Source organism: Streptomyces sp. NPDC046900 (assembly GCF_040644975.1).
Lineage (GTDB): Bacteria > Actinomycetota > Actinomycetes > Streptomycetales > Streptomycetaceae > Streptomyces.
In genome coordinates, this window is record NZ_JBEYXD010000089.1 from 1 (window position 1) to 23,230 (window position 23,230).

23 protein-coding genes and 5 pseudogenes are annotated in these 23,230 nt (G+C 69.0%); 12 read left to right on the plus strand and 16 right to left on the minus strand.

The features are described 5' to 3' along the window. A partial coding sequence (locus ABZ904_RS42190; RefSeq protein ID WP_361829428.1) for a PAS domain-containing protein occupies nucleotides 1–1,088 on the minus strand: 1,088 nt, incomplete at its 3' end. A gap of 968 nt (nucleotides 1,089–2,056) precedes the next feature. On the opposite strand from ABZ904_RS42190, the pseudogene ABZ904_RS42195 reads away from it, so the two are divergent. After that, nucleotides 2,057–2,583 (plus strand): annotated as a pseudogene (locus ABZ904_RS42195) (LOG family protein); the annotation flags it as partial. A 166-nt stretch (nucleotides 2,584–2,749) separates the two neighbouring features. Here ABZ904_RS42195 and ABZ904_RS42200 read toward each other — a convergent pair. Then, nucleotides 2,750–4,149: pseudogene (locus ABZ904_RS42200) on the minus strand (PLP-dependent aminotransferase family protein). A gap of 144 nt (nucleotides 4,150–4,293) precedes the next feature. On the opposite strand from ABZ904_RS42200, the pseudogene ABZ904_RS42205 reads away from it, so the two are divergent. After that, nucleotides 4,294–4,499: pseudogene (locus tag ABZ904_RS42205) on the plus strand (carboxymuconolactone decarboxylase family protein); the annotation flags it as partial. 8 nt (nucleotides 4,500–4,507) lie between these two features. On the opposite strand, the gene ABZ904_RS42210 reads toward ABZ904_RS42205, so the two are convergent. Then, nucleotides 4,508–5,299, minus strand: coding sequence for a hypothetical protein (locus tag ABZ904_RS42210; RefSeq protein WP_361829430.1), 792 nt, complete (start codon nucleotides 5,297–5,299; stop codon nucleotides 4,508–4,510). A gap of 159 nt (nucleotides 5,300–5,458) precedes the next feature. Here ABZ904_RS42210 and ABZ904_RS42215 point away from each other — a divergent pair, with 159 nt between their 5' ends. After that, entirely contained in the window at nucleotides 5,459–6,205 is a 747-nt protein-coding gene (locus tag ABZ904_RS42215) for an aminoglycoside phosphotransferase family protein (protein ID WP_361829432.1), read from the plus strand. A gap of 550 nt (nucleotides 6,206–6,755) precedes the next feature. On the opposite strand, the gene ABZ904_RS42220 is transcribed toward ABZ904_RS42215, so the two are convergent. The 4 genes from ABZ904_RS42220 to ABZ904_RS42235 form a co-directional block, all read right to left on the minus strand. After that, nucleotides 6,756–6,980, minus strand: a complete 225-nt coding sequence (locus ABZ904_RS42220; protein WP_361003148.1) for a hypothetical protein — start codon at nucleotides 6,978–6,980, stop codon at nucleotides 6,756–6,758. 78 nt (nucleotides 6,981–7,058) lie between these two features. Further along, nucleotides 7,059–7,247, minus strand: coding sequence for a hypothetical protein (locus ABZ904_RS42225; protein ID WP_361829434.1), 189 nt, complete (start codon nucleotides 7,245–7,247; stop codon nucleotides 7,059–7,061). Nucleotides 7,248–7,334: 87 nt separating this feature from the next. Continuing rightward, nucleotides 7,335–7,553 carry a transposase gene (locus tag ABZ904_RS42230; protein WP_361003144.1) on the minus strand — a complete coding sequence of 73 codons (219 nt, stop codon included), beginning with the start codon at nucleotides 7,551–7,553 and terminating at the stop codon, nucleotides 7,335–7,337. Nucleotides 7,554–7,928: 375 nt separating this feature from the next. After that, nucleotides 7,929–10,346, minus strand: a complete 2,418-nt coding sequence (locus ABZ904_RS42235; protein ID WP_361829436.1) for a tetratricopeptide repeat protein — start codon at nucleotides 10,344–10,346, stop codon at nucleotides 7,929–7,931. A gap of 84 nt (nucleotides 10,347–10,430) precedes the next feature. On the opposite strand from ABZ904_RS42235, the pseudogene ABZ904_RS42240 reads away from it, so the two are divergent. Continuing rightward, a pseudogene (locus ABZ904_RS42240) lies at nucleotides 10,431–10,973 on the plus strand (IS200/IS605 family accessory protein TnpB-related protein); the annotation flags it as partial. Between the two features lie 51 nt (nucleotides 10,974–11,024). On the opposite strand, the gene ABZ904_RS42245 reads toward ABZ904_RS42240, so the two are convergent. Beyond that, on the minus strand, nucleotides 11,025–12,122 hold the full coding sequence (locus ABZ904_RS42245; RefSeq protein WP_361829438.1) for a hypothetical protein: 1,098 nt from the start codon (nucleotides 12,120–12,122) through the stop codon (nucleotides 11,025–11,027). 63 nt (nucleotides 12,123–12,185) lie between these two features. Continuing rightward, nucleotides 12,186–12,938, minus strand: a complete 753-nt coding sequence (locus tag ABZ904_RS42250; RefSeq protein WP_361829439.1) for a class II aldolase/adducin family protein — start codon at nucleotides 12,936–12,938, stop codon at nucleotides 12,186–12,188. A gap of 111 nt (nucleotides 12,939–13,049) precedes the next feature. Between ABZ904_RS42250 and ABZ904_RS42255 the strand changes: the two genes are divergently transcribed. The 5 genes and pseudogenes from ABZ904_RS42255 (at nucleotide 13,050) to ABZ904_RS42275 (ending at nucleotide 16,499) form a co-directional block, all read left to right on the plus strand. Continuing rightward, nucleotides 13,050–13,838, plus strand: a complete 789-nt coding sequence (locus tag ABZ904_RS42255; RefSeq protein WP_359407886.1) for an FCD domain-containing protein — start codon at nucleotides 13,050–13,052, stop codon at nucleotides 13,836–13,838. A gap of 118 nt (nucleotides 13,839–13,956) precedes the next feature. Beyond that, complete coding sequence (locus ABZ904_RS42260; RefSeq protein WP_359407889.1) at nucleotides 13,957–14,169, plus strand: hypothetical protein; 213 nt, start codon at nucleotides 13,957–13,959, stop codon at nucleotides 14,167–14,169. Between the two features lie 106 nt (nucleotides 14,170–14,275). Beyond that, on the plus strand, nucleotides 14,276–14,971 hold the full coding sequence (locus tag ABZ904_RS42265) for a 4-carboxy-4-hydroxy-2-oxoadipate aldolase/oxaloacetate decarboxylase (protein ID WP_361829441.1): 696 nt from the start codon (nucleotides 14,276–14,278) through the stop codon (nucleotides 14,969–14,971). Then, nucleotides 14,961–15,985: pseudogene (locus ABZ904_RS42270) on the plus strand (amidohydrolase family protein). The gene ABZ904_RS42265 and the pseudogene ABZ904_RS42270 overlap by 11 nt, the downstream one beginning before the upstream one ends. A 7-nt stretch (nucleotides 15,986–15,992) precedes the next feature. Further along, nucleotides 15,993–16,499: a hypothetical protein gene (locus tag ABZ904_RS42275; protein ID WP_359407940.1), complete on the plus strand. Its 507-nt coding sequence runs from the start codon at nucleotides 15,993–15,995 to the stop codon at nucleotides 16,497–16,499. Between the two features lie 40 nt (nucleotides 16,500–16,539). Here ABZ904_RS42275 and ABZ904_RS42280 read toward each other — a convergent pair whose 3' ends face one another. Beyond that, nucleotides 16,540–17,025: a hemerythrin domain-containing protein gene (locus ABZ904_RS42280; RefSeq protein ID WP_359407895.1), complete on the minus strand. Its 486-nt coding sequence runs from the start codon at nucleotides 17,023–17,025 to the stop codon at nucleotides 16,540–16,542. Nucleotides 17,026–17,203: 178 nt separating this feature from the next. Between ABZ904_RS42280 and ABZ904_RS42285 the strand changes: the two genes are divergently transcribed. After that, the gene (locus ABZ904_RS42285; RefSeq protein ID WP_361829443.1) at nucleotides 17,204–17,560 is read left to right on the plus strand and encodes a hypothetical protein; all 357 of its coding nucleotides are present in this window, start codon (nucleotides 17,204–17,206) and stop codon (nucleotides 17,558–17,560) included. Nucleotides 17,561–17,688: 128 nt separating this feature from the next. Next, nucleotides 17,689–18,165 carry a hypothetical protein gene (locus tag ABZ904_RS42290; RefSeq protein ID WP_359407898.1) on the plus strand — a complete coding sequence of 159 codons (477 nt, stop codon included), beginning with the start codon at nucleotides 17,689–17,691 and terminating at the stop codon, nucleotides 18,163–18,165. Nucleotides 18,166–18,544: 379 nt separating this feature from the next. Here the strand turns inward: ABZ904_RS42290 and ABZ904_RS42295 are convergent, their stop codons facing one another. From ABZ904_RS42295 to ABZ904_RS42305, 3 genes are all read right to left on the minus strand, one after another. Next, nucleotides 18,545–18,748 (minus strand): cold-shock protein, encoded by a 204-nt coding sequence (locus ABZ904_RS42295; RefSeq protein WP_359407901.1) that lies wholly within the window; start codon nucleotides 18,746–18,748, stop codon nucleotides 18,545–18,547. 652 nt (nucleotides 18,749–19,400) lie between these two features. Next, nucleotides 19,401–20,045, minus strand: a complete 645-nt coding sequence (locus ABZ904_RS42300) for an NAD(P)H-dependent oxidoreductase (RefSeq protein ID WP_361829446.1) — start codon at nucleotides 20,043–20,045, stop codon at nucleotides 19,401–19,403. A gap of 91 nt (nucleotides 20,046–20,136) precedes the next feature. Further along, nucleotides 20,137–20,862, minus strand: a complete 726-nt coding sequence (locus ABZ904_RS42305) for a DsbA family oxidoreductase (protein WP_361003163.1) — start codon at nucleotides 20,860–20,862, stop codon at nucleotides 20,137–20,139. 115 nt (nucleotides 20,863–20,977) lie between these two features. Between ABZ904_RS42305 and ABZ904_RS42310 the strand changes: the two genes are divergently transcribed. Further along, nucleotides 20,978–21,454 (plus strand): helix-turn-helix domain-containing protein, encoded by a 477-nt coding sequence (locus ABZ904_RS42310; RefSeq protein ID WP_361003128.1) that lies wholly within the window; start codon nucleotides 20,978–20,980, stop codon nucleotides 21,452–21,454. Between the two features lie 89 nt (nucleotides 21,455–21,543). Here ABZ904_RS42310 and ABZ904_RS42315 read toward each other — a convergent pair whose 3' ends face one another. The 3 genes from ABZ904_RS42315 to ABZ904_RS42325 form a co-directional block, all read right to left on the minus strand. Then, on the minus strand, nucleotides 21,544–21,753 hold the full coding sequence (locus ABZ904_RS42315) for a hypothetical protein (RefSeq protein ID WP_359407911.1): 210 nt from the start codon (nucleotides 21,751–21,753) through the stop codon (nucleotides 21,544–21,546). A gap of 66 nt (nucleotides 21,754–21,819) precedes the next feature. Next, complete coding sequence (locus ABZ904_RS42320) at nucleotides 21,820–22,122, minus strand: hypothetical protein (protein WP_361003125.1); 303 nt, start codon at nucleotides 22,120–22,122, stop codon at nucleotides 21,820–21,822. 355 nt (nucleotides 22,123–22,477) lie between these two features. After that, the gene (locus tag ABZ904_RS42325; RefSeq protein ID WP_361003122.1) at nucleotides 22,478–23,068 is read right to left on the minus strand and encodes a hypothetical protein; all 591 of its coding nucleotides are present in this window, start codon (nucleotides 23,066–23,068) and stop codon (nucleotides 22,478–22,480) included. Nucleotides 23,069–23,230: the final 162 nt, after the last annotated feature.

Here is a 23,230-nt window from a genome sequence, read left to right on the forward strand (position 1 = left end):
GGCTCGAAGTGGGATTTCCCGGAGCGCAGGACATTGGTGAAGGGCGAAATGGGCGGGACGAAGACCGGCTCTCCGCGAGCGAACAGGGACTCCGGCGTTCCCGGGTGGATCGAGGCCAGGCCCGCACGGCGGAAGGCGGGGATGCGCCCGTCCTGTGGGCCGAGATGGGCCAAGGGCTCCTCGCCGAGTGGGACGGACTCCGCCAGGTCGACGGTGGCGTAGTCCGCGAGGAAGGGCACGGCGAGGTCGGCCAGTTCCTGACCGGTCTGCATGACGTCCAAAGTGGTGCCGATGCGTCTGCTGGCCTCGCCGAGGATTGTCAGACGCTCTCGCGCCCGTCGGCTGTCGGTGACGTCCACGCTCACGACGCACACGCCCAGCGCGCGACCCTGCGCGTCATCCAGGCGGAAGAAGGATGCCGTCAAAATGCGGTTGCTTCGCACATTCGCCGGCAGGAAGGCCTGGTAGTCCACGTCCATCGCCGGGTCGCCGCTCTCCAGCACCCGGTGCATCACCGCCTCCAGCGTTTCGGCGTCCGTCCCGGGCGCCGCCTCCGTCAGCCTGCGGCCCAGCCGCTGGGGGGGAGGGATGCCGTCCTTGGAGCCCTGGGTGTCGTTCACCTGGATGCAGCGCAGGTGCGTGTCCCGTATGACGACACCGATCGGCAGGCGGCTCGGCAGTGGCAGCGTAGCGAGGAGCGGCTCGGCCTGCCACGGGGGAAGCAAGGCCTTGTCGGTCGCCCAGACCACCCACCAGTCTCGGCCGTCCTTCCCGGACAGCGACGACACGCACAGGCGCACGTCGATGATGCGGCCGTCGCGGTGGCGGACCTGCGCGAGGTCGGACCAGCGGCCCCGGAGGGTGCTCTCTTGTGCGGCCTGTGAAGCCTTCGCTCGGTCGTCAGTGGCCACCAACAGGACACCGGCGGACCGCCCCACCACCTCCGCGGCCGAGTAGCCCACGAGTCGCTGAGCGGTCTGAGACCATCCGACCACCATCCCCTGCGCGTCGAGGAGAGCTATCGCCGGGCCAACTGTCTCGCAGGCCGCCTGAGCCTCGGAGACTGAGGTCTCTGCGGAACTGCCCACTGATCTTCCCTTCTATGTCCCCCCGGCGATGCGGTCCGCCCAGGTGCCCAGGTGCCCAGGTGCCCAGGTGCCCAGGTGCCCAGGTGCCCAGGTGCCCAGGTGCCCAGGTGCCCAGGTGCCCAGGTGCCCAGGTGCCCGGCTGTCTGGTGGATGGACTGGTCCAGGGCAGGGGGTGATCGAGCTGCCAGGCACGGCAGGCCACAGCCCTTTCACACCGCCCCCGCCGTTGGCTGCGGCGGTGGTCTCGGCCCCTCAGACCTGCTCCGGCGGGACCCCGTCGGGGCCGGGTGCGGTCAACGGACCATCGGCTGACGGCGACGGCAGCAACACCGCCGTCCGGTGACGCCCCGCTTGCTCTCACCCGCACCTCACACGGGCTGCCAGGAACGTGCGGGCACGATCGCGGCGTAGCCGATCGACGAGGGAGCCCGCAGGCCCCACACCAGGCGTCCAAGCCCCATCCCCGCCGCGGACCATTGGGGCCAGCACATAGGGAACGATGCTGCACCCGAGGAAGGCGCCCATAGGCCGCAGGAAGACCGTCACGGTCCCGTGTCCAGGCGGATCATGGCCTTGAAGGCTTCCGGGGCGAGCTTCACCTAGTCCAGACGGGGCGTGTGCTCGGGGAGGCGCTGCGGGCTTCCGTGTGCTTCGTTCGTGTTCATGCCTGCAACGCTACGGACCCAGTGGCACCGGAGTATGGTCCATTTCTATGACAGATTCCCGGGCCAATTCTGCGGACAAGGCAAGATCGCGGTCTACGGAGCTGGAGCACTGACCCGTTCCCGAGGGTGGCGCCCCGAGCATGCGAGGTGGCGCTCGGGCTTCGCGGTGCAACTGTGCGGCTGCCGGCCGCCGGGTCGTGGCGGCGTCCAGGGGTCCGCCTGATCGTTCGGCGCGAAGTGGTCCGGTCTTTTTGTCTGGACAATGGTCCGCACGTGTGGGCGGACGTGCGCATACCCAGTCCGATGAACATCGGTGTCTTCCTCTCCGCCAGTGACCTCGACGAGCGCTGCACCCGGCCGACCCGCGAGTGCGCGGAGCTCATCGGTGGGGGCGGCCACACCCTGGTGTGGGGCGGATCCGATACCGGGCTGAAGGTCGTCGCCGACGGAGTACCGGCGTCGGAGGGCGGCTCGCAGGCATCTCGGTCGCTTTTCTCCGAAAGTGGGCCAGGAAGGACGCCGCCGAGATGGTCTTCGCCAAGGATCTCGCCGAACGGAAGGCGCAGCTGCTCGCCATGTCCGACGCAGTAGTGGTGATGCCCGGCGGCGTGGGCACGCTGGACGAAGCGACCGAGGTCCTGAAGCTGAGGAAGCACGGACTGTACGACGAGCCCGTGGTGCTGCTGAACACGGCAGGCTTCTACGACGAGCTGATACTCCAGCTCCGGCAAATGGACGAGCAGGGGCGCCTGCCCTTGCCCCTTGCGGAACTGGTCTTCATCGCCGACACAGCCACCAGCGCACTCGCCTACCTGGAGAAGTCCGTTGGAACGGATGGCGGGATCGTGACAGCACGGCTTCTGAGAGCTCGCGCCGACTCCGGCACGGGCGGCCTGGCACTTGAGACCGACGGCCCCAGCGCCTCGAATCTCGGTAGGTACGCTCCCGAACTGGACAGCGCCACCGCTCCGCCCTCGGAACCGCGTCCAGGGACGTCTACGGCATCACCCTGCACAGTGCGTCCAGTACGCCTGCCCACGCGCTGTCCGAGGGCGCCGCGTAGTTGACCACCAGGGTGTCCCGTTCGGGCAACTGCCATCCGCAGTCCGCCACTTCGTAGCGGAACTGCGTCAACCCCCTGATCGCCAGACCTTGCCGGGCCGCGTCCTGGACCACCGCGCTCTCGGTTCCACGCGGGAGTTCGAGGACCGTCTGCAGTCCTGCCGGCATGCCGGCCACACGAATGCCGGGAGCCCTCTGGCGCAGGACCTCGATCAGCTGATCGCGGCGACGCCGGTAGCGCAGCCGCATCGAGCGCACATGACGGTCGTACGCACCCGAGGCGATGAATTCTGCGAGCGTCAGCTGCTCCAGCGCGCTCGTCATGTAGTCCCCGTGCGCTTTGGCCCTCACGATCTCCGGGATGAGTTCCTCCGGCAGCACCATCCACCCGAGCCGTACCCCCGGCGCCAGGGACTTGCTCACGGAACCGAAGTACACCACCCGCTCCGGATCGAGGCCTTGCAGGGCCCCCACCGGCTGCCGGTCGTACCGGAACTCCCCGTCATAGTCGTCCTCCAGGATCAGGCCGCCGGCGGCACGTGCCCACTCGACGGCCGCCGTGCGCCGGTCCGGGCAGAGCGCGACCCCCGTCGGGTACTGGTGCGCCGGGGTCATCAGCACCGCGCCCACGTCGTGCAGTCGCGCGAGGTCCTCGATGCGTGCGCCATGGTCGTCGACGTAGAGGGGCGGGGTGTGCAGACCGGCGTTCGCCAGCAGGCCGCGATACAGGTCGAGGCCGTAGGCCTCGACGGCCACCGCCCGCACCCGCCGCACCCTGAGCGCCTGCGCCATCAGCGCCAGGCCGTGGTGGAAACCGGAACAGATGATGATCCGCTCCGGCTCGGCATATACCCCGCGGGCCCGCGTCAGGTAGTCCGCGAGTGCGGTGCGCAGCTCGACGCGGCCGCGGGCGTCGCCGTAGCCGAAGGCGTCGTGCGGCGCGGCGGTCAGAGCGCGGCGGGCCGCGGTGAGCCACTGCGTGCGCGGAAAGTTCGCGAGGTCCGGTGCACCCGTCAGCAGGCCGTACCGGGGGCGGGGCTTGTCCGGCCTCGCGCGGGGAGTGTTGGGCGCGGCCGCCCTGTGCGGCTCGACCCGGGTGGCCACCCGGGTGCCGGAGCCCTGCTGGGCGGTGAGCCAGCCCTCGGCGACCAGCTCGGCGTAGGACTCGACCACGGTGTTGCGGGAGACGCCGAGATCCGCGGCGAGTGAGCGGGAGGCCGGCAGCCGACTGCCGGATGCCAGACGTCCCGTGCGCACGGCCTCCCTCAAGGCGTCCGTGAGCCCTGCACGCAGCCCGGGTCGTGCAGCTCCAGATGAAGGTCGGTGCCGAACACGGTGGGCGGGCCGTTTGCGGAATTGGTCCGGGAATCGTTCACATAAATGGACCCTACTCCCGTACCACGAGCAACGTAGCCTTGCGGGCAGGACGATGAACTCAGCGCGAGACCACCACTCGTCTCCCGGAGCGCACGACGCGTATGGACTGGGCGAAGCTCGCCCCCTGAGGCCCTCAAAGTCGTGCTCCGTCTCGGTGCGGCCTCGCATCGGGGCCTCGACGCGACGGTGCTGCACCTGGTCAAGATCCGCGCGCCCCAGATCAACCGCTGCGCGTTCTGCCGCGACATGCACAGCAAGGACGCGCTGGCGGCCGGAGCGCATCATGCAGCTCGGCGCATGGACGGAGTCGATGAGTCAGAACGGTGGCTCTTCGGACCAGCCACCCGCCCAAGATTCCCGTTCCGCGGCCTGACGGGCGCGAAATTCGCGGGCTGCAACGTCGTCCGTGTTCTCCACAGTGTCGGTGTCGTGACCCCATGCCTTGAGCGCCTCCAGAGCGCGGTCTCGCAGGTAGCGGTCTGTACTGGTGGTGAGCAGACGGCGGGCATGCTCGGCCAGTTCGCCTCGGTATCGAGCGAGGGCAGCGTGCTCAGCCAGGGGGATGGCGGCGACAAGCGCCGCATCGCGTACATCCTCGTTGTCGTGGCCGAGGAGAGGCCGGACGGCGGAGTAGATCGCCGGGCGCATGTCCCGAAACGCGCGCATCTCCGGGTGGTCGTCGAGAAACGTGTCGCCACACACGCGTTCGCCGCTGGCGACGCACTCGTCGTCGGCGTCGTAGGCGGTGTCGCTGAGCCAGTGCAGCAGTGCCGCGCGGGTGGGGTACTGCGGTGCCCGCTCACCGTCCTGGTCGAATTCGCCCGTTGCGGTGGCCGGGTGGTTGAGGATCGCTGCAATGTACAGCGCTACGGGCACGGTGGCTTCATAGACGGTGTTCTGGTGGGTGACGACTCTGAGCGCGTCCCTGGTCGCGGTCGCCCTGACATCCGGGTTACTGTCCAGGAGACGTGCCAGGTATGTCGGCAGAGCTTCACCCGCCCCGGTCGGAGTCTCGAGCGAAGCCCATTCCGTGCCGTCAAGGAGATTCTGGTGGTGGGGCAGTTGGTCGTAGTAAAGGTCGTCGGTACGGCTGCGGCTGTTGGTCACAGACAGAGGCCAAGGACCGCTGACAAAAGTGGTGGGCTTGACCTGGTCAGCGGTCGGTGTCGCGCACGAGGCCACCGGGTAGCGAGACATGGTCAGCCGCGTAATCGCACGCGGTGAACCCGGCGACGACGACGGTCATACCCGGGATACTGGTCGCCCATGGATGAGGTCAAAGTCGTCGTCGCCCATTCCGAGCGCGCGACCTTGCGCGTCGGCGACGTGTTCTTGAAGGTGGACGCCGATCAGGCGCGCATCGACGCCGAGGTCGAGGCGATGGCCCTGGCACCGGTCCCGACCCCGGAAGTCCTGTGGCGCAAGCCGCCCGTGCTCGCGATCGCCGCGGTCCCGGGGAGGGCGCTGGGCCGACTCGGCGAGCCGTCGACCGCGTCGCCGGTGGCGTGGGCCACGGCGGGCGCCGCCATCCGGAAGTTGCACGACGCACCGTTGCCGCCCTGGCCCGGCCGGGCCGGTCGGGGCCTCGACGAGTTGGCGGTGGACCTCGACGGCGAGTGCGAGTGGCTCGTGACGAACGGCGTCCTGCCCGCCGACCTGGTCACCCGCAACCGCCAGGTCGCCGAGGCCGCGCTCCGGCCGTGGACTCCGGTGTTCACGCACGGCGACCTGCAGATCACTCACGTGTTCGTCGACGACGACGAGATCACTGGCATCATCGACTGGTCCGAGGCCGGCCAGGGTGATGCCCTGTTCGACCTCGCCACCTTCACGCTCGGACACGAGGAGCACCTCGGCGACGTCATCGCCGGCTATGGCACCGACGTCGACCTCGACGTGATCCGCGCGTGGTGGTCGTTGCGAAGCCTGCTGGTGGTTCGCTGGCTGGTCGAGCACGGCTTCGACCCGTTCGCGCCGGGCTGTGAGGTCGACGTGCTGAGATCCCGGATGTGAGACTGAGCGGGTCCGACAGCGAAGTGCCGCCGATGCCGCAAGGCAGGAAGCAGTAGCCATTCGCCACCATCTGGGTGAAGTTCCCGGGCAGTGATACTTCATGCCGTCCTTCCAGGCGCTGCACGAGACTCATCACACCACAGCGCGTCCAGCCGGTCTCTCGCCCACATCGCCGTCGTGCCGTCCGAGTTGCTCGCTCGCGCGATCCGCGCGGTCAGAGGCGCGACATGCTCACCGGAATGGGGACGGAGGGACAACGAACACCTCGACAACTGCATCGGTCTTCGGAACAGCCCCGAGCATGCCCACCGTCATCGGGCGAAGCGGGCGCCCCCGGCGCGCGCCGAAGGCGCGCTGCACTGCTGACCTGCTGATGCGGGGCTCAGTACCTGTGTAGGTCCCGCGTTGAGGTCTGGGGTTCCCAGCCTCTGTGCTGCACAGAGGTGCGCGGTGTCCGGGGCCCGGACAGCGCGAGTGCAGCTGGGGCGTCACTGTCCTGCCTAGGGGCAGGACAGTGACAAGGAAGGCTGTACGGATCGCTGTCAGTACGTCAGCACTTCTGGAAGCCAGCTGCCAGGGTGATGGCCGGGCTGGCCGTCGCGTGGAAGTTGGCCGGAGTCACCGCCGGGACGCCGTCGTTGAACTGGTTGGCGGTGGTGACTGTCGGGGTGCTGTTGATGTGCCAGTCCGTAGGGGCGGCGGCGATGGCCGGGCCGGCAGCCATGACAACGACAGTGGCCGCAACGGCTGCTGGGGCGAGCTGAGCGAGCTTCATCTTGACTCCTGTGTGAGTGAGCTGCGTCGAAGCGAGCTTCAAGGCCCGGTACTTAGGCTGGGGTCGACCTTGAACGTGTCACCGCATGATCCGAGCCTTCACGCTGGTGTCGCGCTTCACCGGAACCACGACGGTACGGAAGCTCCGGCCGTGCGCCGCGACCTTGGCACTGAGGTTCGCCATGGAGCAGTACACCGACGGGTTGTCCGCACTGGCGCTGCCTGGCAGCGACTTCGACAGCGCGGCAGGCCGATTGTTGAGCTCCATGAGTTCCTCCTGCCGCTGTCGCCGCGGCTATTTCCTAAGACGCAGAACCCGCCCTGGTCTGTGACATCCCCTGGTGTGACCCGCCTCTCACCATTCGATGGGTACGTGGCTCAAACGTGGACGCTGCCGGTGCGAGCGACCAGATCGCGATGGCCGCCAGGCGGTTGAGCGCATGAGGTCGCCGGCCTGGGTACTGAGGGTCTTGTCCCGGTGGCCGTTGCGAAACGCGGTACGGCTGTCGGTGTGCTCGTTCCACTCCACGCCGATTCTCACGCTGGCCTCGGCCTCGCTCAGTTCCTGCAGCATTTGCTCGGCTACACCGCGGACGAGTTCGAGCCCGTTCGCCGAACGTAGTGACTCCAGCAGTCGGAGTACGTCATGCTGAGACAGCGCTGCCCTGCACCTTCGGCCTTGAACTGGCCGGTCACTTGGGCGAGTTGCATGGTGGCCCGACCTGCGGGCAGGGAGCAGACGCTGCACGGGCACGCGCCCCGGCGTACGCCGTAGCCGTGATCGGATACACCACATCGCGGGACGCCATCCATCGCTGCCGCCGCAGGGCGTGGCTTCGCACAGAGAATGCGTGCGGCAGGCGCCCGTGCTGGGGTCAAGGGTGTGACCGACGCGGCACGGAAAACCCCATCACCCTCCGCATGGCACCTCATCATGGGGGCTTGATCGCTACGCGCTTCCCCGATGGCCCAGGAGGCGTCGCACTCGGCGGGTTGGCCGACTGCCGTGGCGGTTGCGAAGTTCTGTTAGGTGGCCGGCGACGTGGAGGGTGATGGGGTTGTCCGTGCCGAGCGTGTGGGTGCAGCTGGCCAGCGCGCGTTCGTACGCTTCCAATGCCTCGGGGAGACGTCCCTCCTCGCGGCAGGTGTCCGCGAGTTGGACCAGGGCCTGGCGAGTGCTGGCGTTGTACTCGCCCTGGATCTCGGCGAAATATGCCACAGCGTTTTGTATTTCGGTGATCGCTATGGATGGCCGGCCGGCCTGTTGGAGGATCGCGGCTCGTTGAAGCCGGTAGTCCCAGGTGTAGGGATGGTGTGCGCCGTACTCGGTGCTCGACTCGCTGATGGTCTGCTCTATCAACGGCATTGCCGCGACGACGTTTTCATCCGCTGCATAGGCCTGTGCCAGCACCGCGCGTGCCCACAGTGTGGGCCGCCCCAGTCGCAAGGCGCTCTCCTCCCCCCGCCTGACAGCTCGCTCACTGTCGTGCAGCAGCTGTTCGGCGAGGCTGACGGCCTCACGGATCCGGCCCCCCTCGCGATAGGCGCGTGCGAGGTTCACGGCGGACCGGAGAGCCAGGGCGTCATCGGGGCGCGGAGCCCGCTTGTACCGCGCGTAGGTCTCCTCATGCAAGGCGATGGCAGCCTGCAGGCGCGCCGGATCGCCGAAGTCACGACCCGACTCGAGGTAGTTGTTCCCGAGAGTGTTGCGATGGTTGAGCGTCATCGGATGGTCCGGGCCACGATGTGCCGTGTACCAGTCGACGATGTTCTGGTTCATCTCGGTCGCCTCGTCATGTCGCCCAAGAGCGCCGTAGGCCAGGGCCAGACCATAGCGGGCCTGGTTGGTGTCCTCACAGTCGTCGCCCAGCAAGCGCCGGCAGTCCGCGATCACCTGCGGTGCACGCTCGAGGACCAGGAGAGCGTCCCCGATGGTCCACAGCGCGTGGTCGCCCCATATGCGCAGGCCGAGGATCTCGCGGGTGGTCGGGGTGGCTGACTCCGGCACGGCCGGCGCCCACAGTGCGTCGGTCTGGAGGATCAGGTGCTTGACCACTGCCCTCCGGTCCCACATGTCGGCACGTGTCGGGCGGCAGGCGGCGACGAGTTGCGCCGCAAGGAGTGTTGGTTCGTCCAGTGTGCCGGTACGCCGCGCTCGGTCCCGCAGTACCCGCTGGGTGAACCGGTGCATCAGGACGGCCTCGCCGTCGAGCGTGAACGTCAAGAGGGATGCCTCGACCATCCGTCCGATGGTCGCGTCGATGTCAGCGCAGGTGACACCGCCACTGTTCCCTTCGTGTTCGGCGTAGGCATGAAGGATCGTCCGGAAGGTCCCCGCTGCCGACAGCACCATGACGACTCCGGTCAGCGTACGGGCAAGCGGGTCGGCGTCCTCTACGGTGCGCAGGGCCAACAGGACGGCTTGGGCGGCGCCATCTGGATAGTGGTCGCCGGGGCTGGTCAGCAGCAGCCTGTCCATGGGCATGCTCTTGATGCGCTCCAGCAGCGTCCGGCAGGAAAGACGTTGAGTCCGGATGGCCGCGGCGGCCTGCCCCAACGCGAGGGGCAAACAGCCGACTTCCTCGGCCAGTGCCTGGGCGTCGGCATCCTCGTCAAGACCGGTTCGCTGGTGCAGAAAGGCGACCGACTCGGAAAGGGAGAAGGCCTCGACCCTGACCGGAGTACCAAGGTCCTCGCAGGCATGGCTGGTACTGGTCACAATGACGTGGGCGGCTCCGGCTGCCGGCAGCCACCGTCGCACGGGCTCCGGATCGGGCACATTGTCGAAGACCAGCAGGCTGCGCGCCCCGGCGTCGACCTCCAGCCAGGCCCGAGCCTTGCGGGCGGCCGTGAGCGAGTCGTCCTGGCGGGCGGTCAGACCCAGTGCCCGGGCCAGCCTGTCCATTCCGGCCATCGCCTGGTTCTCGTCCTCGGCGACGATCCACGCAACAAGCGGCCAGCCCTGTGCGATGCAGTGGCGCGCAAATCCCGCAGCCAGATGCGTCTTTCCAATCCCACGGCTGCCGGTCACGGCCGTAACGACGGCGATCCCTCGTATGTCGACCAGTTGTTGGCGAAGGTCCAGCCGTTGTTGATAGGCGGGAGGCTCACGCGGGATCTCCCCAACGACCACTTGACCCCGCCCATCGGGATCAAGGCGACCGCGGTTGAACCGTCTGCTCGCGTCACGCACTGAAGGCCGTTGGTTGCCGGCCCACACCCCCAGCGGCAATGACACGACCGCGGTGGCCAGGCCAGCCAGCGCGAGCGCGACGTCCTGACCAAGTCCAGGGAAGAGCAGAGCGCACAACCCCCACGAGCCGAAGAACGTCGCGCTGAGAAGGACGCCGGACAGGCCCCACCGCAAACTCCTGATCAACTGCGTACCCCCTCTTCCCCCCAGCCCGAGCCACCTCACTCAGGCCCGGGCCCCAACATCTGGCATTCCCTCTCGAAGCACGCAGAATCTCCTGTGCCGAATGCACTGATCCGGCTCCTGCACTGGGCCGAACGCCACGGCCTGTCGATCGCGGTCGAAGACCTCGACTTCGGCGCGGAGAAGGCCCGGGAGAGGGACGGGCGCAGGAAGCGGTTCAGGCAGGTGATCTCCGGCATGCCTGTGTCCAAGCTGCGGGCCCGGCTCGTCAGCATGGCGGCCGAACTCGGGATCACGATTGTCGCCGTCGACCCGGCCTACACCAGCAGGTGGGGCACCCAGCACTGGCAGAAACCCCTCACCGGCACGACCAGGAAAACCAGGCGTCACGATGCCGCGAGCATCGCGATCGGCAGGCGCACCCTCGGGCACCGCATCCGGCGACGGACGGCACCGCCTTCTGCCTACCAGAGCGATGGACAGGAGCATCGGACCGCCCAGGCCGGAAACGACATCCCGGCGTGTGAGGGAGCCCGCCCCCGCATCCTTGGACCACGGACACGATCCACTGGGACCGGACGCGGCGCGAACGCGGGGGACCAGGACGCCCAACACCGTCCGGAGCGCCCGACTGAGCCCGTGCACCTCACGCTCAGTCCTTGGGAACGGTCAGTCCCGGATGTCCTGCAACAGCCACTCACGGGGGATCTCGTGGCCCAGGCCGCGCTCACGGGCCCGTTCGTAGACGATCGGCGCGAGGGCGTGGAACTGGGCCCCCTGGATGTTGCCTCGCTCGGAGAACGTCACCTGCCGGTCGTCGTCCCGCGCGCGGGCGCGCCCGGCCAGCACGGCGTCGAGTCGGACCACCCGTGTCCCGCTCGGGGGCCGGCGCGATCCTCTGCCGTGCTGGTGGCGGTCCCAGACGGCGGCTTCAGGGCGGGCCCGATAGGTCACGTATTCGTCGTCGGTGGCCCAGTCGGGCGCCGACGAGGGCACGCTGGCACTGCCGAGCCGCAGCCACACGTCGAAGCGCTGTCGAGCGTGGGCATCGGGGCGTCCGCCGATGCAGGTGACGTGCGTGCCCGGGCGCAGGTGGCGGCCCAGGACGACGTCGCCGACCGCGTCGGTGCAGCCGGCCACGAGGTCGGCGCCGTGATGGGCGGTCTCGGGATCATCGACCGCCACCACCTCCACGCCGTGCAACTCCCGCATCTGTGCGGCGAAGCGCTCGCGGTGGGACCGGGTGGGGCTGTAGACCTGGACCCGCTCCAGGGGGCGGACGGTGAGGAAGGCCTCGATGTGGCTGCGCGCCATGCCGCCGGATCCGAGCAGGCCCAGCACGCGGGCGTCCTCGCGGGCGCCGAGACGCACGCCGATGGCCGAGTCGGCACCCACGCGCAGGTGCTGCAGCAGGCCGTCGTTGAGCAGCGCGACGGGCTCGCCGGTTCGGGCGTCCAGCAGGAGTACCGGACCGCAGAACATCCCGGGGCGCACGCAGTACTTCTCCTGGGTGCGACCGCCCGGGGGAACGGCTTCGGTGAGCACGTCCGACTTCATCCGGATGGCCGCATAGCCGCTGCGTGCCGAGCCGCCTTCCATCGTCCCCCACTGGTAGACGCGCTCGTCGTCCACGGGCAGGGACAGGTCGATGCGCGGGCGGCACACGCCGATGCCGGCGGCCAAGTCCCGGTACGACTCCTCGAGAGCGCGTACCACGTCGGGCATCGTCAGCACGGCGGCCGTGACCTCGTTGTTCAGGACGAGCATGATCCTCCGTTCGGCCGTGCGGGGAGGGGGCGGGCCCGGCGCCGGGCTGGTCACGCGGGCCGTTCAGGGGCGCAGGGGTGTGCTCGGGCCTTCGTGCTCCGCGCGGGCCGCAAGGTGGCGCCACATCGCCGCCACGTTGAACGCCGGTCCGAGGTCGGGCAGTTCCTCGATGTCCTCGTCGGGGATCGGGCGCAGGGGCGCGCCGGTGGCGGCCACGGCCAGGGTCATGCGTGCCAGGGAGTCCACCGCCAGGGCCCGGGTGACCGCTTCCGCGACGGCATGGGCGGGGTCGCCGGTGCCGACGGTCACGAGTCCGTGCGCCCGCAGTACGACCACGGGACGGTCCCCGAGGCAGTCCGCCATCTTCTCGGCCAGGTCACGCCGGCGGATCAGGGCCGAGCGGGGCCAGACGGGGATGCCGTCGTGAGCGAGCCGGGCGGCCGGAATGTCGTACGAACCTACGAGCGGAAGCCAGGGCAGGTCAGCCACGGACGCGGCGACCACGGCGGGCGGATGGGTGTGCACCACGGCCGTGACCTCCGGCCGTGACCGCAGGATCTCGGTGTGGATGGGCAGTTCGCTCGGCGCCTTCCATCCGGAGGGTGCCGAGCCCGTGCCGTCGAGGCCGACCTCCTGCACGTCGTCGACGACCGTGAAGGCGAGCCCGCGCTCAGCGGGTCCGCGTCCGCGGATCAGGAGGGTGTCCGGGCCGGTCCGGGCGCTCACGTGGCCCAGGATGTGTTCGACGAGGCCGGTGACAGCGAGTACGCGGCAGGCGACGGCGGCGCGTTCACGAAGGGCTTCGTAGGATTCCACCTGGATTCGCCCACCCCTTGGATGTGTCCACTCCATTGGCCTGTTGGTATGACTTTAAGCCATTGCGACGAAGGGCGTCAATAAAGCTCCTGGTCATGGGACAATGCGCTCATGCCATCGCGACCCAGTCAGGCTCAGCGTGCTGAGACCGGAGCCGAGAACCCCGTCAAGGCGGCCGCCCCGGCCGAGGGGCTGTTCAAGACGGTCTCCTCGAGCCGTGTCTCGCAGCTGATCGTCGACCAGATTCGGATGCTCCTGAAGGAGGAGCGCCTGCAGCCCGGTGACCGGCTGCCCAGTGAGCGCGAGCTGTGCACGCAGTTCGGGGTGAGCCGTGTGACCGTGCGTGAGGCGTTGCGCAGCCTGGAGGCCAGCGGGCTCGTCGAGATCCGGCTCGGTGCCCGAGGCGGCGCGTTCGTGACGGCGCCGTCGTCGCGGCGGGTGGGTGAGGGGCTCGCCGACCTGCTGTCGCTGTCGCCGCTGACCGCCACCGAGGTCACCGAGGCCCGCCTCGTCTTCGAGCTCGGCATCGTGCCCCTCATCATCGAGCGCGCCACGGACGAGGACCTCGACGCGCTCCGCGCCCTGTGCGACGAGCATGCGGAGGCCGTCAAGCAGGACAGGTACGACATGGAGATGTCGGCGGACTTCCATACTCGTGTCGCCGCCTGCACGCACAACGGCGCGATCGAGATGCTCGTCCAGTCCTTCCACGGCCCGCTGCTGATGAGTCTGCGTGAGGCGCAGAGTATCGAGCCGCAGATGGGGCACCGCGGATCGAGGGAGCACCGCAAGTTCGTCGAGGCGATCGCGGCGCGTGATGCCGAGGCCGCGACGGAGATCATGCGCACGCACCTGCAGCGGACCGCGTCCAGGGTGAAGGGCGACGGCCGGCGCAGGTGATCCCGAAAGTGCCATGCCCCGGGTCCTGTTGGGCCCGGGGCTCTTTTGTGCTCCCGGGGAAGGCATTATGGTTAGACCACAAGGTGATTGAAAGGCTTCGGCCATCACAGGAGGCACCATGGGCAGGAAGGGACGAGTCTTCGTCCGCGGCCTGACCTCGGAGACGTACGGGCTCGGTGAGTACCGCCGCAGGCAGCTCGCCGTCCAGCGGGTCCGCGACGACTCCGAGGTCGTCGACGACGCGAAGGTGGCGCCCGCGGCCACAGCTACCGCTCCTGCGAACTCTCCCTGGAACAGCTCGCTTCGGGCCGGTTCCCGCTGGAGAAGCTGAGCACCCACAGCTTCCCCCTCACCGAGGTCGACAGTGCCATCCGCACGGTCGGCGGCGAGAGCGGCGAGGACGCCGTGCACGTCTCGCTCCTGCCCTGGGCGGCCGCATGAGCATCGTCGTTCGCGACCCGCACCGTGCCGACCGGGCCACGGTGGACGCCCTGGCGGCGTTCGGCGTGGCCACCGTCCACGAAGCCCAGCACCGCACCGGGCTCCTCGACCCCGCACTGCGTCCCGTGTGGCCGGGCGCGCACATCGCGGGCACCGCCGTGACCGTGAGCGTGCCGCCCGGCGACAACTGGATGATTCATGTCGCGGTGGAGCAGTGCCGGGACGGCGACATCCTCGTGGTCTCCCCGACCTCGCCCTCCCAGGCCGGCTACTTCGGTGACCTGTTGGCCACCGCGGTCTCCGCGCGTGGTGTGCGCGGAGTGGTCATCGACGCCGGCCGCCGTGATGTGGCCGAGCTGCAGCGCATGGGATTCCCCGTATGGGCGCGGCACATCAGCGCGTTCGGCACGGTCAAGGAGACCCTCGGTGACGTCAACACCCCGATCGTGTGCGCCGGGCAGCACATCCAGCCCGGTGATGTCGTCGTCGCCGACGACGACGGTGTGGTCGTCGTGCCGCGGCAGGATGCCCAGGCCGTGCTCGACGGGTGCCGGGCGCGGGAGGAGAAGGAGGCCGTCAGCCGCAAACGCTATGCGAGCGGCGAGCTGAGCCTCGACGTCAACTCGATGCGCGAGCGCCTGGCCCACAAGGGCCTGACCTACGTCGACCGGGAGGCCACGGATGATCATTGATGTGCATGGCCACTACACCACGGCACCCCGGCCCCATCAGGCCTTTCGGGACGCGCAGTTGGCCCGTCTCGCCGACCCGGCGCTGCCTGTCCCCGAACCCGCCGCGATCAGCGACGACGCGATCCGTGAGAGCGTCGAGACCAACCAGCTGAAGCTGCTGCGGGAACGCGGCGGCGACCTGATGCTCTTCTCCCCGAAGGCATCCGGCATGGAACATCATGTCCCGGACCCGGCGACCGCGCGTACATGGGCGCGTGTGAACAACGACCTCGTCCACCGGGCCGTCGGACTGTTCCCGCGGAACTTCGCGGCCGTGTGCCAGCTGCCGCAGACGCCGGGCGGTGCCCTCGACGACGCCATCGCCGAACTGCGCCGCTGTGTGGAGGACCTCGGGTTCGTCGGCTGCAACCTCAACCCGGACCCGTCCGGCGGCCATTGGACCTCGCCACCGTTCACCGACGCGTACTGGTTTCCCCTGTACGAGGCGATGGTCGAACTGGACGTCCCCGCCATGATCCACGTATCGGCGTCCTGCAACCCCAACTTCCACGCCTTGGGCGCCCACTACCTCAACGCGGACGCGCCGGCGTACATGAAGTTCGTCCAGAGCGACCTGTTCGCCCGCTTCCCCGCGCTGCGGTTCGTGATCCCGCACGGCGGCGGGGGGCCGTGCCCTACCACTGGGGTCGCTACCGCGGGCTGGCCATGCGACTGGGCCGGCCGGACCCGGCCGAGCACCTCAAGGACAACGTCTTCTTCGACACGTGCGTGTATCACCAGCCGGGCATCGACCTGCTGCACCAAGTCGTCGACGCCGGCAACATCCTGTTCGCCTCGGAGATGCTCGGCGCCGTGCGCGGCGCCGACCCGGACACCGGCACCGCCTGGGACGACACCAAGACTTACGTCGACCGGGCCGGGCTCACCGACGAGCAGCGGCACCAGGTCTTCGAGGCCAACGCCCGGCGCGTCTATCTGCGCCTGGACGCACGACTGACGGCACAAGGCAGGTAGGACCCCCATGACCCGACTGCACCTCACCTTCGCCTGCGGCGACTACGACCGCACCCGCGCCCTGGCGGAGGACGCCGTCCGACCCGACGGCATCGATCTGACGTATCTGCGGCTTCCGGTGGAAGAGACCTTCTTCCGGATGATGCGACACCAGGAGTTCGAGGTCGCGGAGCTGTCGCTGTCCTCCTACGTCCTGTCGCTGCGCGAAGACCCCTCGCCCTTCGTGGCCCTGCCGGTGTTCACCTCACGCATGTTCCGGCACGGCGCCCTCTACTGCCACGCCGAAGCGGGCATCTCCCGGCCGGAGGACCTGCGCGGCAAACGCATCGGCACCCCCGAGTACCAGCTCACCGCCTGCGTATGGATGCGCGGCATCGGAGCCGAAGCCGTCCTGCGACTGCGTGCCTTCCTCTCCAATGGCGACCTCGACGCATACTGGCGCTTCCATGCTGCATGCGAGCGCCAGCGCCTCTACCCCACCCCTGACCTGGATCAATACGAGTTCATGGCCTGATCACGGCCCGTCGCCGAGGAAGAACTACAACCATGTCGATTCATGCCATACCGAACCTGAAGACCATGTCGGCCCAGTCAGCGTCAGGCACTCCGCCGTCGAGCGCCTCGCTGATCGTCCGCTCTTCATAGCTGAAGTGGGATTCCATGATCGCCGCCAATCCGTCAAGCTCACGCCCTATCGCCTCCAGGACCGGGCTGCGCGATTCGGCAGCCCTGTCAGCGAGTTCGCGCACCCGGGACAGGATTGAGGCGATCATTCCATGATCCTCAACAAGATTCACGACTGTCGCTGCGAGATCCGGGCGTTCGCGCAGCAACTGGGAGAACATCCCGTCGTCCTCGCCCTGGTGGTGCGACGTCAACGCGGTACAGAAGGCTAGGCAATGGGTGACAAGTGTGTCGTCGCTCAACCGGCGGTGTCCGAGACTTGTCCTGATCTCGTTGATCTGGCGACGCAGTTCTTGATGTGCTCGTGAGAGCTGCAAGCTCAAGGCGGCAACACGGTCGCCGTCGCGGGAAGCCACGGATGGCGGTCCCTTCAATTCCGCACCTCCATGCCTGACGCAGTCCGCCACCGGCACGCGATGCTGCCGCAATCTGATCACGCAACGCGGCGGCAGAGCAAGCACGCTGCCCGACCGCACCCAGGAACCGCTCCGTGCCCTCCCGCATCCGCCGCCGAAGGTCAGCCCGGCCGAACCGGTGGCCAATCCGCAGCAGCACCTCGTCCAGCTCTCCCACCCACACATCTGGGCACACATCATCTTGCGCGATCAGAACAACGGCGATCGAGGACTGCCCGTCACGAACTCCCGCCACATAACACCCCATCAGCTCGCTACACTCAGAAACTCGGGCGGGGCAGAGCCGGGCGACACCCTCGGCGCGGAGCCGGGCGACGGCGGCGTCGATGGAGCGCATCGTCCAGAGCACGACGGCGTTGGGGACCAGGCCGAGCGTACCGCGCTGGTCTTGTCAGAACCGGCCCAGCATGGCGGCAAGTTCGCCGCCACCCCGACGACCACCAGAGGTACCGACGAAATGAAGTTCCCGGGGTGACGGAGTGCGCGAGGGAGAGTCAGAGGAGAGTTGAGGGCTGGTCTCCTTGGGCGACGCGGTGTTCCGCTCACCGACCGCCACCGGCCGCCGGCTTATGGGAAAGCCCCAGGAGGATGGGAAGATATGGCGTGCCCTACCACATCGTGACCGTGACCGGCTCGCACCGTACCGGCTTCGGTCTCCAGGTCGAGCCCGCCGTCCCCATCAAGGCGTTGGCGGCCCGTGTCGCTGACGCCGACGTGCCTGTGCGGGGCGATACTCTGCTTCTGCTCTTTCCCGAGGGCCGCCACGGGAGGGCGATCCTTGCGGACTTCGCCATGGAAGCGTGGCGCGACGGAGACACGTACTACAGCCGGAGCAGTCCTGATGACCCCGAGTTCACCCTCTTCATCGGCACCGAGCGCGGACCGGAGGACCTTCCGCCGGGCACGGAGATCTGGCTGGACGATGCCGCTCCCACCGGCGGTGCGCGAAGCGGTGGTTGGAGCCGGATCGTCGCGCAGTTCGAGGGCCTGCCGTGGGTGAGGGTCGATCCTGACGCGGGCCCGGAGGCGATGCCGTCACATTCGTCGTCCTCTGAGCCTCCCGAAGGTCCGATGACATGAGGTTCCCGGAGTGACGGAATGCGCGGACGAAAGTTCGGCAGGGATTTCCCACACCGATAGGCGGGATCCTTACCTCACAGATGGCTCGTTTCAGCAGGCCGCAGCATTCCGTCGGTTGCCCCACCACGCAAGGCAGTGGTGAAGAGGTGGTGCGGATCAACGCCCTCGGGCGTGTCGCGGATGTCTGAGGTGCGGGCCCGCTAAGTGTTCGGCGCCCGCCTGGTGGGGTCCCCGAGATCGCGCTGCGCTCTGGGAGCCGGCAGCCGCGCGGACGAGGGCCGGCCCGGTTGATGTCGGTGAGCCCCGGAGTGCTTGCGGTCGACGGCCGGACACGAGGGCCCGGCACCCTTAGGGTGCCGGGCCTGTTCGCGTGCTGGAGTCAGATGACGCGGATGTTTTCCGCCTGGGGGCCCTTTTGGCCCTGGGCGACGTCGAACTCCACGTGCTGGCCCTCCTGCAGTTCGCGGAAGCCCTGAGCGGCAATGTTGGAGTAGTGAGCGAAGACGTCCGGGCCGCCGCCCTCCTGCTCGATGAAGCCGAAGCCCTTCTCCGAGTTGAACCACTTCACAGTGCCCTTGGCCATGCCTGTCTCCTTCGTAGGGGGTTCGGGCCCGCACGGTGCGGGCCCGGAGGTGATCGCCTTGGTCCGAAGAGGGCTGACACAGCAAAGCGCCCGCGGGCAAGGTGTCCACGGGCGCACGACTCGGAACCACGACTGCTCTGGGGACAACGCTAACGCCTCTGCTGCCACGACGCATCGAGACGCCTTCCTTGCCAACTGTCTGCCATCGCTGGTCGACTTCAGGTGAAGCGCGGCGCGACACGCTTGGACGGTTGGGGCCGGGACGCCGGCCGCTGCTCGATCCTGGTGGGAGGCCCGCCCCTGACGCTTGCGGCGGGCCGCCTGCCGCTGTTCAGCAGCCGACGGCTTCCTGTCTGGTGCCGGCACCGACCCGGTAGCGCACGTGGGGCGCGCACGGCGGTCGATCTGTTGCGGGCTTGGGACCTTCTGATCCGTTGGGCGTGCAGCACCATCACGAACCGCTGGCCTGCAGGGATGGTTTGGCTCGTCCGCCGATTGCGGGCGTGCCACCGTGCGTGGTTGTTCACCGGTGTTGATGTCGGTGGCTGATGTTACGCGCCAGGCCTTGGAATTGCGGCTTCGTCACGCGTACCGCCACGCCTGGGGCGGTGGGGCTGTGGTGGCCCCACCGTGGCGGCGGTGCCGGGGTGAGTCAGGCGGTGGGCTGCTGGCTGATCTTCTCGGCCTGCGCGCGGGCCTGCTCGTGGGCCCCTGCCAGCGAGGCCTCGTGGGCCGGGATGAGGTGGGCGAGCGCCGGGACGACGGGGGCCTTGGTCAGCTCGGCGGTAAGGGTGGAGACGTCGAGGCCGAGGTAGGCGGGGTCGCCCAGGACGGACTCCAGGGTCGGGACGAGGAAGTCCTTGCCGTGGTTGGGGGTGCCGGGGCTGTAGCCGCCGCCGCGGGCGGAGATCAGCACGGCCGGGCGGCCGGCGGCAGGGGCTGTGCCGGTGGGGTTGATGGTCCGGCCGACGACGATGACCTGGTCGAGCCAGGCCTTGAACACCGAGGGCATCGTGCGGTTGTACATCGGCACGGTGAACAGGTAGGCACTGGCCCCGAGGAACTCTTGGATGAGTTCGTCCTGGACGGCGGCGGCTGCGGCCTGCTCCGCGGTGTGCTGGGCGGGATCGGTGACCTGGGCGGAGATGGCCGACGCGCTCAGGTGCGGCACGGGTTGGGCGGCCAGGTCCCGGTGGACGACCTCGCCTGTCCAGGCGTCCCGGAAGGAGTCGGCGACCTGGCGGGAGACCGAAGCGGTACCGAGGGAGGATGAGTCGATGTGCAACAGGTAGGACATGAGAAACGATGCCTTTCGTACGGGGTGATGGAAGGAGGGCCGCGCTTCATGCGACCCACCGGGCCATGAGTGGAGCGGACCAGAGCGGGGGTCAGCCACGGGCGGCGGGATGGCTGGGGAGCGCGCATCCGTCCGGGCCGCAGACCCCCTCGGCGTCCCCGGCCGGGGTCTGGACGGGCCGCGGGTGGGTGGCGTCCCATACCTGTTGGAAAACGCCGAGGAGTGTGTCGGTTTCCTGGGCGCCGAAGAGGGTGTACTGGCCGTCGATGACGAGGAAGGGCGCACCGCGGGCGCCGAGGGCGCCCGCGCGGCGAGCCTCGTCCTTCACCTGCTGCCTGAAGGGGCGCTCGGTGAGGGCCTGCCGGGTCCCGTCCCGGTCCAGGCCGAGTTCGTCGCTCAGTTCGAGCAGCGCATCCACGTCGAAGAGCGAGCGGGCCTGGCCGAAGTAGGCGCGAAAGCTCAGGTGCCACGCCTGCGCGTGCTTGCCCTGGGCGGTGGCGTGGGCAAGGAACTCGTGGGCCAGTTGGGTGTCGGCCTTCTTGTTGTCCAGCACGATGTAGGGCCTCAGCCCCTCGCGCTCGGCCAGCACCTCGATGCGGCGGGTGGCTGCCTCGACCTGGGCGTCGTCCATCCCGTACTTCTGCTTGAGCATCTGCCGGGTGGGCACCGCGGGGCTGCTGGAGAGGCCGGGGTCCAGTGGGTAGGAGCGGTGGACGAGCTCGATGTCGCCGCCGTGGGTGAACCGGTCCACGGCTCTGTCGAGACGATGGTTGCCCAGACCGCACCACGGGCACGTGAGGTCGGACCAGATTTCCACCTTCAACGGCGGGCACCTCCAATACTTACGCTTTGGATGTAGCGCCATGATGGGCCAGTATGGAATGCCGTACAAAAGGCACATGCGTGTGCGCGACCGGAAGGGAATGTGCGCCATGGACATCGCCGCAGGTCAGGTCGCAGGCGAGACGGACATCGCCGCAGTCTCGGGGCCCTGTGCCCGCTGGCCTGCGGAGAACAGGGAGATCATCCGGCAGATCCTGGACCGGGCCGGCGACAAGTGGAGCACGCTCGTGATCGCCGCCCTGGACGACGGCCCGCTGCGCTACACCGACCTGCTGCGCCGCATCCCCGGTATCTCCCAGCGCATGCTGACCCTCACCCTGCGGCAGTTGCATCGCGACGGACTGATCACCCGCACCGCCTACGCCGAGGTGCCGCCGCGCGTGGAGTACGACCTCACCCCCCTGGGCCTGACCCTGCACGACATCGTGGTGTCCCTGATCGACTGGGCCGGCATCCACCACGACGAGATCCGGGAGAACCGGGCCCGCTTCGACACAGCCACCAAAAAAGGCCCCGCAGAACGGGGTGGGGAAGGTTCCCGTGCCCGGCGTGGGCGGACCAGCTGATACGCGGCGCGCGCACAACCAGTACGAACGCGGGGGGCCTGCCCCCTGGCGGCAGGCCCCCCATCTGCCGATTCAGCCTTCGCCGCAGATCACAGTCGCCCGGTGAGCAGCAGCGGCGCCGTCAGCAGCGCCTGGGGGGTGATGGCGCTGCCGACCACGGTCGCGGCACATGCGCTGACATCGACGCCGACGGGTCGGACAAAGGAGCCTTCCGCCGGCGCGGGCAGGGTCTGGAGCCGTACGGCGCCGTGGTTCCACCGAAGGGCGATGTCCTGCTCCTGGGCGGTGTCCTGGCCCACGGCGACCACGCCGCCGGGCGCGACGGCGGCCGAGGAGAGCGGACCCGCCCCGGCGGGCGCTTTGACCTACCGCCAGCCGCTGCCGTTCCAGTGCGGCACGAGCGCATGGCCGCGGTCGGTCTCGCTGGTCACCACCCTGCCGACGCCCCGCACATCGCCGGAGCCCTCGGCGGTCACCGCGTTGAGCTCCCCGTACAACCCGTCGATCGAGGGCTTGGGCAATTGCTGCCGGTGGGCGTCGTCGTAGTGAAGCAGTACGGGCAGGTCGCCGGTGTCGAAGCCGACGGCCCACACGTCGTGCGCGGAGACGGCGGTGACCGCGTTGAGCACAGCGACCGGGGCCCGGCAGACAGCGGCACGGCCTTCCACACGGTGCCGTCCCAGTGATCGAGCAGCCCGGTGAATTCGCCGCTCCCGTCGTCGGCGGTGGCCAGCCGACAGCCCAGGCGTTGGTCGGGGAGACGGTGGCCACGCCGAGGAGTCCCGCGCCGTGGTTGGGCTGGACCGGCGCGCTGACGGTCCGCCAGGTGGAGCCGTCCCAGGGCTCGGTGAGAATGCCGGCATCGACGGCGTCCCCTGTCAGCCAGACGCCCTCGGGGGACTCTGCGGGGACGGCGTCGAACGGGAGCCCGACACCTGGTCGCCCGGAGTGGTGATCCGCCGCCAGCCGAGGCCGTCCCGGTCGGCATAGGTCGGGCACCGGACCGCACTGCTTCGCCGCGGCTCAGGGCGCGGTCGGGGTCGGGCGCTTGGTGCGGGGCCTGCGGCGCACCGTCCCGAAGGGCTTGACGTACGAAAGTACGACGGTCGCGATCAGCACGCAGCAGGCCGCGCCCGAATCGCGGACCAGCCCAGTGGCGTCGGCGACAGGATGCCGGGCCAGCGCCGCCGTGGCTGCCGCGCCCAGGCCCGGAACCAGCACGAACGTGGCCAGGCCGGTGCCTGCGGCCGTCACCGCGAGGCTCATCACCACCCACCAGTAGCGCAGCAGACCCCAGGGCGTGAGCAGCCCCAGTGCGACGCCGGTGGCCAGGGCCAGCACGGCCAGCGGCAGGAGCAGCAGCTCGCCGATCAGGTGGGCGGCCGGATAGACGGTGACCGGGTCGCTGCCCAGCCGCCCCGCCGAGGCCAGGGCCAGCACGGCGGCGTCACTGCCCAGCAGTCCGACCGAGACCGTCACGTGTGCGGCCCGTAGTACCTTGCGCCACTGCGGCGGCAGCAGTGTCCCGCGGCGGCGGGGGTGGTGCGCCTCGTGCGGGTGCGTCGTTCGGGTGGTGGGGGTGAATGGGGCGGGATTCTGCGTCGGGGTGTCCACGGGCCTCGCGTCCTCGGCGTCCGGTGAGTGTCCTGTCGGGGTTCGAGCGTCGCCTCCGATCCTGGACGCCTGGCGTGCGGACGTCGTCGGCCCCGGGGCGGCACTCCGCCTACTACGCGGGAAGTAGTGGATCGACCGGTCGACAGGCAGGCGCCCGTCCAG

Bases quoted from the DNA above. Each gene is read 5' to 3' on its own strand.
- ABZ904_RS42215 (WP_361829432.1), top strand. From the start codon at position 5,459: ATGGATGAGGTCAAAGTCGTCGTCGCCCATTCCGAGCGCGCGACCTTG.
- ABZ904_RS42220 (WP_361003148.1), bottom strand. From the start codon at position 6,980: ATGAAGCTCGCTCAGCTCGCCCCAGCAGCCGTTGCGGCCACTGTCGTT.
- ABZ904_RS42225 (WP_361829434.1), bottom strand. From the start codon at position 7,247: ATGGAGCTCAACAATCGGCCTGCCGCGCTGTCGAAGTCGCTGCCAGGC.
- ABZ904_RS42230 (WP_361003144.1), bottom strand. From the start codon at position 7,553: ATGCTGCAGGAACTGAGCGAGGCCGAGGCCAGCGTGAGAATCGGCGTG.
- ABZ904_RS42245 (WP_361829438.1), bottom strand. From the start codon at position 12,122: ATGCTCGTCCTGAACAACGAGGTCACGGCCGCCGTGCTGACGATGCCC.
- ABZ904_RS42255 (WP_359407886.1), top strand. From the start codon at position 13,050: ATGCCATCGCGACCCAGTCAGGCTCAGCGTGCTGAGACCGGAGCCGAG.
- ABZ904_RS42260 (WP_359407889.1), top strand. From the start codon at position 13,957: ATGGGCAGGAAGGGACGAGTCTTCGTCCGCGGCCTGACCTCGGAGACG.
- ABZ904_RS42265 (WP_361829441.1), top strand. From the start codon at position 14,276: ATGAGCATCGTCGTTCGCGACCCGCACCGTGCCGACCGGGCCACGGTG.
- ABZ904_RS42275 (WP_359407940.1), top strand. From the start codon at position 15,993: ATGACCCGACTGCACCTCACCTTCGCCTGCGGCGACTACGACCGCACC.
- ABZ904_RS42295 (WP_359407901.1), bottom strand. From the start codon at position 18,748: ATGGCCAAGGGCACTGTGAAGTGGTTCAACTCGGAGAAGGGCTTCGGC.
- ABZ904_RS42300 (WP_361829446.1), bottom strand. From the start codon at position 20,045: ATGTCCTACCTGTTGCACATCGACTCATCCTCCCTCGGTACCGCTTCG.
- ABZ904_RS42310 (WP_361003128.1), top strand. From the start codon at position 20,978: ATGGACATCGCCGCAGGTCAGGTCGCAGGCGAGACGGACATCGCCGCA.